Below are 12,701 nucleotides of genomic sequence, written 5' to 3' on the forward strand. Positions count from 1 at the left end.
AAGGAAAGCACAATAAAAACGTAAAGACTCAAAAGTGGATTTTAAAGAATTAGAGATTTCTCCTGAGCTCAAGGATGCTGTACAAGCGATGGGTTTTGAGAAAATGACTCCGGTACAGGAGCAAGCCATCCCTGTGATTTTATCTGGAAGAGACATCATTGCCTGCGCACAAACGGGAACTGGAAAAACGGGTGCCTACCTGATACCCGTCATTAATGACAACCAGAAGAATGCTGACGGAAAGATCAAGACGCTGATCCTGGCACCGACAAGGGAGCTGGCTATTCAGATCGATCAGCAGATAAATGGACTGAGCTACTTTGCCGGAGTGAGTTCCTTTGCCGTTTACGGTGGCTCTGACAGCTCGAGTTGGGATTCGCAGAAAAAGGCTTTGCAGGAAGGTGCCGATATTATTGTGGCCACGCCAGGCAGGATTATCACCCACATGAGTTTTGACTATGCCGACTTCAGCAACCTCCGTCACCTGATCCTTGACGAGGCGGATAGAATGTTGGACATGGGCTTTATTGATGACCTGATCAAGATCGTCAACATGCTTCCGGCTAAACGCCAGAATCTGATGTTCTCTGCTACTATGCCACCAAAGATCAGGACGCTCACCGCCCAAATGCTGAACAACCCGGTGGAGATAAGCATAGCTATCTCGAAGCCAGCTGAGAAGATTTTTCAGGCTGCTTTCTCGGTCTACAATCCTCAGAAAAATTTGCTGCTTAGCCATATTCTGGACGCCAGGCAGCTACCCCGAATACTGATATTTTGCTCACGCAAAACTACAGTGAAAGAGCTCGACAGACAGCTGCGAAAAGACGGTAGGAAAGTGGAGTCCATTCACTCGGATCTTGAGCAAAATGAAAGGGAGTCCGGCCTATTGAAATTCCGTAACAAGGAGATCAATATTCTAATCGCTACAGACGTGCTGAGCAGGGGTATTGACATCGAGAATATCAACCTTGTTATCAACTACGACGTGCCGCAGGATCCGGAAGATTATGTGCACAGAATTGGCCGGACGGCAAGGGCAGAAACGGATGGTATTGCGTTCACCCTGGTGAATGAAGATGACCAGAGAAAGTTCAGCCGGATAGAGAATCTTATTGGCAAGAGCATACGCATGGTGAAGCTTCCGTCGTCGATAGGTGAGGGACCAGTGTATGATGCTAAGCACCCTAAAAGCTCTCCGAGAGAAAGAGGCGGAGGAGGCGGGGGTGGCCGAAGGAAGGTAAGACGATAACCTTAAAACGGAAGATCGTCGTCCTCTGATGAGGCACTCAGCCATTCCGGTTCTTCCGCCGGTGGGGGTGCCTCTCCCGAAGGAGAACTACCTGTTGCAGCCTGGGCACCGACCGGCAAAATCCTCCACGCCTGAAGGGAATTAAAGTACTTCACTTCACCCTTAGGGTCGGTCCATTTTCTACCCTTCAAATTAAAGTGTACTTCAATTTCCTGACCCGGCTCAAAGTCATTGATCAGGTCACACTTGTCTTGAATTAACTCGAACTTAACGTACTCTGGATACTGGGGGTTCTCCGCAAATTCCACAACAAATTCACGCTTTTTGAAAGAGGCCGTTACGTTAGCTGTTTCACTTTTTTCGAGAAGCTTTCCCTTGATATCCATAAGTCAGTTGTGTTTAGCCACCAAAGGTAGCCACTATCTTGAATGAGGCCAATTTGAATTGAAAAAAATGATGTTTGTCATTATGTCATACATTAAAGTATTGACTACGAAGAGTTATCATATTCATTTATTAGCGAGTGATTTAAGTGTTAGTATCTCAAGTAATATTAAGGTTGAATTTTTTTCTATTTTCACTGGGCAGTGCCTCTTTGAGAAAGTGAACATTTTCTGATTGTTTGACTAAAGTCATCCCTTTGCAGGCCCATTGCTGATCTTCATCAAGTTTAATGAAAGGGCCACCCTGTAACTTCGATGTCTGAATTACATGAACCATGGCAATGATAGAGGGCGGATCCAGCGAGATGATTTTTGTGTACAATAGCAAGCGTGATCTTGACAAGCAGGCGCTTGCCTACATCAGTGTTTTTTCTGACAAAATTGTGAAGCTGGACGTGCAGTCGTCGGTGCTGGAACGCTCATTTCTTGTTGACCTTTCATCCAGGCTTGGGGTGGGGTATCAAGACCTCGTAGATCATGAGTGCGAGCAGTTGAAGAGCCAGGAATACTACCTCCACCTGAGCACCCCGAAGCAGTACATTGACCTGATCGTGAAGCACCCCGATTACCTGAAAACCCCGGTGTTGATTTATGGTAACAAGGCCCATTTTATCTCAAAGGAAACTGACCTTCTACAGCTTTCATTTCTCTGAACCTTTCTGAATCTTTTTGTCAAGTTGACTAACTTTGAACATTCGATGTTGGAATGAAGTTAATCACAGCAAGAGGTAGACATGAGTAAGTCGAAGAAAATATTTCTGATAATAGCCGCCGTGTTTATGGTCATTATGATCATCATCGGTTGGGACATTTCGAGGAGGACGACCTTCCCTGGAGCTAAGTCTCACCTTAGAAATGAAGTGGCTCCGGGAGGTAATAAATAGCACGAAAATGGAAGCGGGAAAGAAGGTAGATATCGACAAGATCGATATGGAAAAGGAGGCGGAGAAAGTTGCTGCCAACCCTGGAATTCTTGCCTATCCGCATCATGCCGGAAGTGCCCTGGTAAAGCCCGAAGACCGGGGCAAAATAAAGGGCAGATCGGTGGCTGCCATGTACGAGCAAACTGACCGGGAGCTAAGTCAGATTTATGAGCAAATGCAGTTGCTCGCCAGGCAGGCGAAAGACATACAATCCAGGGTTGAAGTATCGGAACGAATTTACAAAGCGCACGTTAGTTTTGAACCCATCATCGGGAAGATTTATTATCTGTATTGCCGGGCCGACGGGGAAGATGTGCTGTCGATGATTTCTCCAACAGAGTGGGGAAGAAGCCAGCCATTTCAGCAATACATTTCAAAAGTGAAGCTCTTGAGTGACCATACCTGGGAGATATTAGAGTCTCGTATTGACTAGTTTTTTTTCGCTTGTTATAGGTAGCTGTTTTATGTTTGTTGTTGTATTGATGTCCACCTGTTAAAGATGGTTTGCTTCAGCCGGAGAGTTAGTGTGTTGGCTTGCCGTTTGTATAACCAGGGTGACAAAAGCCAATGAACTATGACCACTGCGTTTCGACCTTCTTGCTCTATCTTCCACATGTTTGTGTTCCTGATGATGGCAGGCTGTAGCGGCAAAGATGAAATGCCCGTCAACTGCTCAGTGTCAGGGCCGGCGATCAGTGTGGCATCCACAACTGCTCCTACCTGCAGCACTCCTGGAACTGTTACTATCGCCGCTTCTGGTGGTACTGAGCCCCTCACCTTTAGCATCAATGGACTCGATTTCCAATCAAGCAGTGAATTTGCCGGTCTCGCCCCTGGAACGTATACCTTGACTGTAATGGACGTCAATAAGTGTACAGCTACTACCTCGGTTGGGTTGACTGTGAAGAACGACTTAACGCTAAGTTTTACAGCAAATGTAGCCGGTTGTGAAGGCTCCGAAGGCTCAATTGAGTTTTCGGCTACAGGGGGTAGCGGCACATACTTGTACAGCATCGACGGTGAAAATTTTGTGGAGTCCTCAGTTTTTAGCGGCCTGGCCAGCGGAGAGTATTCAGTCGCTGTGAAGGACGGCTTTTGTGAGTTTCACACCAAGGCTATTGTGCCGTCCGGTTTAAGCTTCGATACGGCAATTTCTGCAATTATTAAAAATAAGTGCGCTGTGGATGGTTGCCATGTGACGGGAAGTCAGTTTCCTGACATGACGAGCTTTAAAGGCATACAGGACAACGCAAAGCAAATTGGGCTGAGAGTAGGAAACAGAGGAATGCCTCCGATGCAGGAGGGGATTGCTCAGCTGGAAGAAGATGAGATCGACAAAATCGTTTGTTGGGTGACTGATGGAGCCCCAAATAATTGACAGGTTTTCAATAAGCTGATGGTTTCGGGGCTGCAAAAAATTAAGGTGTTATGTCTAATGTCGTAGTAAGAAGAATAGAGATTTTTTTAGAAAGCGAGAAACTCACGTATGAGGCCGGGCTACAACCGGAAAAGCAGTGGCGTTTGTGGAAAAGTGATTTTCGGCAGCAGATAGAGGACACGTACAACAAGCTGGGTGGTCAAGCTCCTGATAGCCTTGCTGAGATAGAGGTGCCAGCTTACCCGATTGTGTTTGAAGGGAAGGCCATTGTGGGAAATGACGAGCTGGCCTACAACCGCTATGCCGCCGTTTGTCTTCGAGCGCCATTTTATTCAGACATCGATGGATTGAACGTGGAGGCGTTTCTTCGGTACTGTCGGCAGTTTGAAGTTGGTTGCAAGAAGGTTGGCCTTATTGCCGGTGTTTGGAGCAACCCCGTCAGCAACAAGCATTTTGGGGAGGCATCCGATCCCGGGGATTTTTTTGGAAACGGAAGCTCGGGTTGGAAAATGCTTGCCTTCCAACACCTGCTAAGAGACATGCTGGCCAGGCTGGAGGGGTATGAGGTTTTACACTTTTCGATTTACGACCAAATTATGTCAGGGGGGAAGCTACTGACAGTTGGTGAATTGATGAAGTCACCTTCAGGTGAACACTATGCCTCTTTTGTGAAGTATTTAAGGAGAAGGCTCGGATTACCGGCTGTCGCCGCTGAAAAGCCCGTGTAGTTCCAGGTCTATTTGATTAACGACATAGGAGAAGTCCTCGACTTTGGATACGAAGTCCAGGTTGTTTACATCAATCACCAACAACTTGCCGAGTTTGTAGCTCCCAATCCAATCTTCATAGTGTTGGTTGAGGGTTTTCAGGTAGTCGATGCGAATGGCGTTTTCAAACGACCTACCTCTTTTCTCTATTTGTGAAACAAGTTTGCCAATGTCTGCCTTCAGGTAAATTAGCAAGTCTGGTGGCTGCACATAAGTGATCATCAGTTCAAAAAGCTTGAGATAGCTCTCATAATCTCTTTCTGAAAAATGCCCTGAGCTATACAAGCTCTTAGCGAATATGTAAGCATCCTCGTATATGGTGCGGTCTTGCACAATAGATACCCTGGAGTCTCTTAATTCGTTAACCTGCTTGAAACGGCTGTTCAAAAAATGGATTTGAACATGAAAGGCCCACCTCTTCATATCGCTGTAAAAATCCTCGAGGTAGGGGTTTTCCTCGACGCTTTCAAGCTGCACTTTCCAGTTGTAGTGCTTACCAAGCTTTTCAGCAAGGGTGGTCTTTCCGGCTCCGATATTTCCGGATACAGCAATGTGCATTGGTGTCATATGCGTGCAAAAGTAAAGGGTTGGCAGGCACTCATAAAAACAAAAAGGCCGAAAATACTTCCGGCCCTTTTCTGTATGTGTAAGGATTCTTGTTTAAGGCGTTTCAAACTCTTTCCATACCAGTGCTGCTGCGCCGAGCACGGCCGCATTTTTATCCATAAGGCCAGAAGGAATGAGCTTCAATTTATTTTTAAAAACGGGAAACATGTTTTTTTCCATGTGCTCCAGCGTTGGTTTAAAGATGTAGTCTCCGGCCTTCACCAGACCTCCGAAAAGGAATATCGCTTCGGGGCTGGTGTGTACCATGGTATCTGCCAGTTTAATACCCAGTATTCTGCCTGTGTACTCAAAGGCTGCAATGGCAATCGGATCTTTGCGCATAGCTGCCTGGGTAATGAATTCAGCGGTTAGGTCGTCGAATGCAATAGCACGCAGTTCGCTTTTGTAAGTGTAATCCGCCAGGAGCTTAAAAACTGTGCGTTTGATCCCTGTAGCTGACACATAGGTTTCGAGACAGCCTTTTCTGCCACAGCCGCAATAGCGTCCGTTCGGGTTTACTATCACATGACCAAGCTCCCCTGCAAAACCATCGTGGCCGTATACCAGCTGGCCGTTCACAACGATACCACTTCCCAAACCTGTGCCCAGTGTAATGACGATGAAGTCCTTCATTCCCTTCGCAGACCCATACACCATTTCACCAATAGCAGCTGCGTTGGCGTCGTTGGTCATGACCATTGGGTATTTGAAGTATTTTTTGAAAATTTCCCCGAACGGGACAATTGTTCCCCAACGTATGTTTGGAGCGTGCTCTATCGTTTGCTTATAATAGTTGGCGTTGGGAGCGCCAATGCCTACACCTTTTATGTCTACATCGGGGAAGTTCTTGAGGGCTCCCTGAATACTTTCCTGAAGGTCTTTAAAGAATTCGTTGACATCGCCTTCGGCTCTAGTTGGGATCGATTTTTGAAATAATGTCTCTCCATCTTTGTCCACTAAACCAAACTTGGTGTTCGTACCGCCAATGTCAATACCGATGGCAATTTCTTTCATGAAAAGGGGTTGTTAGAGTTAAATTGCTAAGCAAATAGTTTTGAAAAATATGCAATGGAGGGCTCTTATAAAAACCTCTTCATGTATTTTTAAGCCGCAAACGATTTAGATGAGAATATTAGATGCCACTAATTTCCAAAAGTAGTTATAAGCGGCGGCCACCTTATCTTTTTAACCCCCACCTGGAAACAGTTGTCCCCTCCGCTTTTAGAAAAGTTAGAGGTGTAACCTACGACCGGGAAAGGGTGGAACTGGAGGATGGAGATTTTCTGGATGTGGACTGGTTGACCGGAGGTAGCGACAAATTGGTGGTGCTCACTCACGGTCTTGAAGGGAGCAGCGACAGACCCTACATTGCCGGGATGGCGAAGTACTTCGCAGCCAACGGCTGGGATGGGCTGGCATGGAACTGCCGCACCTGTGGTGGAGAGATGAACAGACTACCGAGGTTGTATCACCATGGAGCGACGGAGGATCTTTCGGCGGTTGTTGAGCATGGGTTGAAATCGGGCCACTACAGAAAGATTGCTCTGGTTGGGTTCAGTATGGGGGGAAGCATGAGTCTGAAGTATCTTGGTGAAAGAGGGAGCCAGGTCAGGGAGGAGATTATTGGCGCTGCTACCTTCTCGGTGCCTTGTAATTTATGGGACAGTGCTGTGCAACTCACCAGGAGGAGCAACAAATTCTACAAAGATCGCTTTCTCAATAAGCTAAAGGAAAAAATGAAGGTGAAGGCATTGAGGCATCCTGAGGTGGTAAATGCTACAGACATAGACCTCATCACGACCTTCGATGAGTTTGATGATAGATACACCGCACCTCTTCATGGTTTTAGCAGCCGGGATGATTTCTACCTGAAGGCTACATCTGACCAGTTTTACCCTGAACTGAAAAGACCTGCGCTTGTTGCAAATGCCCTGAATGACCCAATGCTGGGTGACAAATGCTACCCTTATGAAATGGCCAGAGAGAGTAGCTACTTGTATTTAGAAACGCCAAAGGTGGGAGGTCACGTAGGGTTTACACAGACTGGAGCCGAGATTTACTGGGCTGAAATGAGGGCATTAGAGTTTTTGGAGGCGATCAGCTAGCGAATCGGAGGGGCGGGAAATAGTTAAGAATGGGAGGTTACCTATATCCAAGCCAACGTGGCCCTGCGGACGCTTGAGCTATCGGTATCCAAGTGAGGCGTTTGAACATTCGGTGTTGTGGAACAAACTTTTTACTTGTATATTATCGTTAATAATGGAAGCCCTTCAACATGACAATAGAAGAGATAAATAAAAAAGTGGAGCGACTTCGAGTTGTAACAGACGCTAAACTGAAGTTTCTTCGTGATCATATGACCCTTCTCGATGAGGCCTTTAAAGAACTCTCTGATACACAAGACCAGGAACTTGATCTTGTGTATGCCAAGATCAAGGAAATTGAAGATAGAATGAACCGGCAAGGGCCTAAGTGAGTCCACGTTTTATCGTGGACTTTCCTTCCAACTTCTAAAGAGCAATGATTTTATCCATCAATTCGCTTATCTGTTGCAGCCGTTTTCTGTCGCCGCCATTCACTTCGGCACTCATCCAACCGCCTTTGTAGTCAATAGCCTCCAATGCCCGCATGACGGCTGGCCAGTTGTTGTCCCCTTCAAGCAACTCCACGTCGAAGCCCTTCCAGATGCCCTCATCGCTCTGCTTTTTGCGGCTGTATTCTTTCACGTCCAGCTTCATGATTCGCCTGTTCAATACTTTGATCCACTGCTCAGGCCAGCCATAACGCACCACATTCCCGATGTCGAAGTACCAGCCCACCATTGGGTCGTTAAGCTCGTCAATAAAGCGGGCGGCTTCCATTGGGCTTAGCAGGAAGTTATTCCACACGTTTTCGATGGCAATCTTCACACCGGTTTCATGCGCCCAAGGAATCATCTTTCTGATCTCATCCTGAGAGCGGCGGTAAGCATCGTCGTAGCTCGTTTCTGCGTTAACAACACCTGCTACCAGCAGTACTGTGGTGCCGCCGTAGTCCTTACAGTCCTGCAAGGCAGTTTTCATCGAGTCGGCACAAGCTTGTCTCACTTTAGGGTCGGCGTGGGAGATGGGGCTCTTCCAGTGCACCGAGTTGACCACGCCAGGAATTACCAAGCCAGTCTTGTCCCTGGCAGCAAGTACTTGTTTCTTGTCAAGGTCATTGGGACTGTCCAGTTCCACGCCATCATAGCCGAGGTCTTTCAGCATTTTGAACTTGTCCATGATAGACAGATCGTCCTTTACCATGCCCCACTTAAGGCTTTTTTTGATACTGACTTTTGCCAGCGCTTCTTTTTTAGCTGATGCAGACAAAGGATTGATTGCTCCTGATCCCAGAATGGCTGCAGAGGCAATCGCTCCGGTAGATTTCTTGATAAATTCTTTTCTGTTCATATTTTTTGGATCGGTGGGTGTTGCGGAAAAGAGAAACCTCCGAGGTTTGCCTTGCCTGAAACAAGCGACAGACTAACTCCGGAGGTTTTAGGTATTAGTTATGAAAACTGTGTAATGCCGGGCTGTGCCACTGGCGCATCTTCCCATTTGGTATCTTCGTCCACAGTGTCCGGACCGAGCTTCTCCTGAGAGTTCCAGGCCTGCTCATAGGTGATGGTTTGGCCTGTATAGGCAGCCATTCTACCCATTATGCCCAGCATAGTACTCTCCACCATCCTCTTTCCATCGTTCACAGGTTTACCTGCTCTGATCGCAGCAAATAGCTCGTCATGCTCCTGCTGATACATATCGTTGTCCTCCCCGTCATACTTCCAGCTTTCTTTGCCGGTGATGGTATGGCGGTTACGGATACAGTTTACCATGGCCGTACCTTCCGTGCCGATTGATTCCACGGCGTAACTATTGCTACAGTTCTTCTGCTGACGGCTGAAGTGGAAGCCTCTGGCTCCATTGTCATATTCGTAAACAAGTGCAAAGTGGTCATAAACGTTTCCAAACTCGGGTTCAACACGACTTTGACGTCCGCCAGTACCAGTTACGCTGGCCGGTAGCACATCACCCAGCGCCCACGACTGCATATCCACACTGTGGATAGCCTGCTCGATGAGGTGGTCTCCTGAAATCCAGGTGTGATACAACCAGTTTCTCATATCCTTGCGCAGCTTGGACCAGCCGGGTTGGGTATCACGCAGCCAAAGCGCACCGGTATTGTAGGTATTGTAAACAGTAGTTACCTCACCAATGGCTCCGTCCAATATTTTCTGGAAAGTGGCTCTCTTAGGCGTGTGGTACCTCCAGCAGAAGCCAGACATGATGTTGAGTTTCTTCTGCTCCGCCACCCTTACTGCTTCCATTACTCTTCTGGCGCCGGGAGCGTCTACCGCCATGGGCTTTTCGCAGAAAATATGCTTACCTGCATTGACAGCTTTTTCAAAATGTTCTGGACGGAAATAGGGAGGCGTGGTAAGTATCACTACGTCTATGTCTGTGGCATTGATTATTTTATCAGCGCCATCAAAACCAAGGTATTGTCTTGATTTATCCACCTTCATTTTATCCGGGTGGATTTTGGTCAGGTTAGCATGCGATTCCGTTAGCCGGTCATCAAACAGGTCGGCCATAGCTACCAGCACCACGTTGTCATCAGCTGCCAAAGCCTGGTTAGCAGCACCGGTGCCACGACCACCGCAGCCGATAAGGCCAACTCTCAGTGTTTTTGTGTCCAGAGGGTTGCCAAAGGCAGGCACTCTACTGAAAAAGGGCAGGGCAGAAGCGGCTGCCAGGGTTCCGGTATTCCTAAGGAAATCCCTTCTTGTTCTTTTATTGTCCATCTGTTTAATGGGTGTTTATTGATTATACATTCGTTTTACTAATATAGTCATTACTCTTCTGATGTGGTTATGATTAAGCTGGAAAGTGTAACCTACCACCCAATACCATAGTCCTCTCCATAATTACTCGATCCTCCCCAGAAGCTGCCATGCTTCCAGTCGAAGTAGATGGCGTTAATAGGCCCTGAGCTGCGGTCGTCGAAGCGAAGTTTGTAGCTCATCCTGATCAGCTCTTTTTGTACCCAGGGTGGTGTGTCGTTTCTCAGCAGAAGGGAGCCGGGAATACTTTCATGGTTGCCAAAAGAGCTGCTCACCTGGTAGCTGTTGATATTGGCGGCTTCCACTGCTTCCTGAATGGTCATGTCGAACTCCACCACGTTGAGGAACATCTGTAGTAGGTTCTGATCCTGCGTGTCGCCGCCCTGCACTGCGAAAGAGAGAAATGGTTTTCCGTCTTTCAATGCCATAGAGGGAGTGAGGGTCACCCTTGGCCTTTTCCCTGGCTCCACCACATTGAAAGGCCCTTCTTCTTCATTCAGCACAAAGCTTTGCATGCGCTGGCTCAGACCAATACCGGTATTCCCAGCAATGCAGGCGGGAATCCAGCCGCCGCTTGGAGTTACTGATACCACCCATCCGTCTTTGTCGGCAGTTTGCACTGAAGTGGTGCCAGCCAGGAAGCCTCTCATAAAGTCCTCGTAGGAATCAGGTGTAGAGAGTGAGGCCTGACTTTTTTGTTTCAGCAGCTCGCTGTACGGGTTCACCTTGCCTTCAAAAGGGTAAGGGTCACCAGGGCCAATCTTAGCGTCGTTCATTTCCCAGTTGATCTGTTTGATGCGCTCTTTGGCATACTCTTTTGACAAGATGCCTTTCATAGGCTCCTCCGGCCCGAAGTACGGATCGCCGTAGTAGAAATCACGATCTGAGAAAGCCATGCTCATCACCTGATAAAGTGTGTGGATATATTTGGCTGAGTTGTAGCCCATGCCTTTCAGGTCAAAGTTTTCCAACATGTTGAGCGACTGCAGCAGGGCAGGTCCCTGTGTCCACTGGGAAAGCTTGTACACGTCAATCCCCTTGTAGTTGACCATCATGGGCTCTTCTATCTTCACCTCCCAGTTGGCCAGGTCTTGCTCGGTAATCAATCCGCCCTGTTCCTGCGTGCCCCTGGCAATTTCTTTGGCAATGTCTCCTTTGTAGAAACGATCATAGGCAGCATAAATAGCTTCCTTTCTGCTTTTCTTCTTTTTTAGCGCTGCTTGTTCAGTTTCTACCAGCTTGGTAAGCATCGCCAACAGGTCTTTTTGCACGAAGATTTCTCCTGCCTCAGGCGCTTCTCTTTCTTCGCCGGGGTGGGTGAGGAACACTTTGGTGGAATACGGCCATTTTTTGATTTCACCTTTGCCCCGTTCAATAGCATTGGCTGTTTGAGCCTCAATAGGGTAGCCAGCGGCCAGTTCCATGGCGGGGGCCAACACCTCTTTCAGACTCATGGTGCCATACTCCGCCAGCATCACCATAATGCCGCCGGGAGTTCCTGGAGTAACGGCCGCCAAAGGCCCATATTCAGGAATGAACTCTAAATCTTTGTTTTTGAAAAACTCAGGAGTGGCACCCGTGGGGGCAACGCCAAGCGCATTGATGGCGATTACTTTTTTGGTGTTAGGGTTGTAAATCATGGCCTGGGTTTCGCCCCCCCAGCTAAGCACGTCCCACATGGTGCTGGTGGCAGCGATCATGGCGCAGGCGGCATCCACCGCATTACCACCTTTTTGAAAGGTCATGGCACCGGCGGTAGCAGCCAAAGGCTTGCCGGTAATGGCCATCCAATTCTTGCCGTGGAGAGGAGGTTTTTGTGTAGGCGGCGTATAGGCATTAAATACCTGCGCACTAGCGCTGAAAGTAAATGTGCACGCCAACAAAGCAAATAGAATCCTTTTCATAGCTATCGAGATTTAACTCAATGTAGCTATTCTCCTGATTAAATGCAGAAGGAATTATTTGGGTGGAGATATTGACTTTGGGTTTGGAAAACTAGAATGCCAACCCAAGCCCCAGGTACAGCCCTTCGGGTGCTCCTGATCCTGCTTTGATGACGAGCAGGCCTCCGGGTTTCTGGTACCTGTAACCCAGGTGCCCAACCAGGAAGAATTCTGAAAAGTCGCCCGTATTGTTAGAAAAATAGCCGATGCCCATGTCCGCATCCAGGTGGTGCGATTTTTTACCGTGAAGATATCCAGCTGCAAGCATCAGGTTTTTGCCATAGTGGTCGGGTGCATTGCTTTTCCCAACTGCAGCTTTGGCGTTGATCACACCCGATTTCAAAGTAATTAAACTGCGTTCGTAGCCTCCATTGTAATTGAAAATGCCGCCGTGAACATATACTGCATTCTTTTTCACAAGTGGCTTTTTGGCTTCCTGACCAATTAAGGTATTTGCGACCAACAACTGAAGAGCAGCGACAATTATCGTCTTTTTCATAGCTACATCATTGATACGAAGTAATCTCT

Annotated in this window: 15 protein-coding genes; 8 read left to right on the plus strand and 7 right to left on the minus strand. The window is 47.6% G+C overall.

Translation table 11 applies throughout. The features are described from left to right. Positions 1–34 precede the first annotated feature (34 nt). The gene (locus tag RIG68_RS25005) at positions 35–1,252 is read left to right on the plus strand and encodes a DEAD/DEAH box helicase (protein WP_201568434.1); all 1,218 of its coding nucleotides are present in this window, start codon (positions 35–37) and stop codon (positions 1,250–1,252) included. 2 nt (positions 1,253–1,254) lie between these two features. On the opposite strand, the gene RIG68_RS25010 is transcribed toward RIG68_RS25005, so the two are convergent. Further along, positions 1,255–1,638, minus strand: a complete 384-nt coding sequence (locus RIG68_RS25010) for a DUF3127 domain-containing protein (RefSeq protein ID WP_350096049.1) — start codon at positions 1,636–1,638, stop codon at positions 1,255–1,257. A 332-nt stretch (positions 1,639–1,970) separates the two neighbouring features. Here RIG68_RS25010 and RIG68_RS25015 point away from each other — a divergent pair, with 332 nt between their 5' ends. The 5 genes from RIG68_RS25015 to RIG68_RS25035 all read left to right on the plus strand — a co-directional run bounded on the left by RIG68_RS25015 (position 1,971) and on the right by RIG68_RS25035 (position 4,724). Next, complete coding sequence (locus RIG68_RS25015; protein WP_350128889.1) at positions 1,971–2,348, plus strand: arsenate reductase family protein; 378 nt, start codon at positions 1,971–1,973, stop codon at positions 2,346–2,348. Positions 2,349–2,429: 81 nt separating this feature from the next. Beyond that, positions 2,430–2,579 (plus strand): hypothetical protein, encoded by a 150-nt coding sequence (locus RIG68_RS25020; RefSeq protein ID WP_193217925.1) that lies wholly within the window; start codon positions 2,430–2,432, stop codon positions 2,577–2,579. 7 nt (positions 2,580–2,586) lie between these two features. Next, entirely contained in the window at positions 2,587–3,051 is a 465-nt protein-coding gene (locus tag RIG68_RS25025) for a DUF2452 domain-containing protein (RefSeq protein ID WP_350128892.1), read from the plus strand. Between the two features lie 141 nt (positions 3,052–3,192). After that, positions 3,193–3,996, plus strand: a complete 804-nt coding sequence (locus tag RIG68_RS25030) for a hypothetical protein (RefSeq protein ID WP_350128897.1) — start codon at positions 3,193–3,195, stop codon at positions 3,994–3,996. A gap of 50 nt (positions 3,997–4,046) precedes the next feature. Beyond that, positions 4,047–4,724, plus strand: a complete 678-nt coding sequence (locus RIG68_RS25035) for a DUF7255 family protein (RefSeq protein ID WP_350128900.1) — start codon at positions 4,047–4,049, stop codon at positions 4,722–4,724. Here RIG68_RS25035 and RIG68_RS25040 read toward each other — a convergent pair. Beyond that, positions 4,692–5,321 carry a deoxynucleoside kinase gene (locus RIG68_RS25040; RefSeq protein WP_350129043.1) on the minus strand — a complete coding sequence of 210 codons (630 nt, stop codon included), beginning with the start codon at positions 5,319–5,321 and terminating at the stop codon, positions 4,692–4,694. The two genes, RIG68_RS25035 and RIG68_RS25040, sit on opposite strands and share 33 nt — an antisense overlap. A 102-nt stretch (positions 5,322–5,423) precedes the next feature. Continuing rightward, complete coding sequence (locus RIG68_RS25045) at positions 5,424–6,383, minus strand: ROK family protein (protein ID WP_152000154.1); 960 nt, start codon at positions 6,381–6,383, stop codon at positions 5,424–5,426. A 122-nt stretch (positions 6,384–6,505) separates the two neighbouring features. On the opposite strand from RIG68_RS25045, the gene RIG68_RS25050 reads away from it, so the two are divergent. Together RIG68_RS25050 and RIG68_RS25055 are read left to right on the plus strand one after the other, a co-directional pair. Beyond that, positions 6,506–7,474: a YheT family hydrolase gene (locus RIG68_RS25050; RefSeq protein WP_152000155.1), complete on the plus strand. Its 969-nt coding sequence runs from the start codon at positions 6,506–6,508 to the stop codon at positions 7,472–7,474. A gap of 170 nt (positions 7,475–7,644) precedes the next feature. Next, positions 7,645–7,845, plus strand: a complete 201-nt coding sequence (locus RIG68_RS25055) for a hypothetical protein (RefSeq protein WP_152000156.1) — start codon at positions 7,645–7,647, stop codon at positions 7,843–7,845. A gap of 34 nt (positions 7,846–7,879) precedes the next feature. Here RIG68_RS25055 and RIG68_RS25060 read toward each other — a convergent pair whose 3' ends face one another. From RIG68_RS25060 to RIG68_RS25075, 4 genes are all read right to left on the minus strand, one after another. After that, entirely contained in the window at positions 7,880–8,800 is a 921-nt protein-coding gene (locus tag RIG68_RS25060) for a sugar phosphate isomerase/epimerase family protein (protein WP_350128903.1), read from the minus strand. A 98-nt stretch (positions 8,801–8,898) separates the two neighbouring features. After that, entirely contained in the window at positions 8,899–10,191 is a 1,293-nt protein-coding gene (locus RIG68_RS25065) for a Gfo/Idh/MocA family protein (RefSeq protein WP_152000158.1), read from the minus strand. Between the two features lie 92 nt (positions 10,192–10,283). Beyond that, positions 10,284–12,134 (minus strand): gamma-glutamyltransferase family protein, encoded by a 1,851-nt coding sequence (locus RIG68_RS25070; RefSeq protein WP_350128906.1) that lies wholly within the window; start codon positions 12,132–12,134, stop codon positions 10,284–10,286. 91 nt (positions 12,135–12,225) lie between these two features. Further along, on the minus strand, positions 12,226–12,672 hold the full coding sequence (locus RIG68_RS25075; protein WP_350128909.1) for a hypothetical protein: 447 nt from the start codon (positions 12,670–12,672) through the stop codon (positions 12,226–12,228). Between the last annotated feature and the right edge of the window lie 29 nt (positions 12,673–12,701).

It is taken from the genome of Imperialibacter sp., assembly GCF_040222385.1.
In the GTDB taxonomy this organism is placed as follows: domain Bacteria; phylum Bacteroidota; class Bacteroidia; order Cytophagales; family Cyclobacteriaceae; genus Imperialibacter.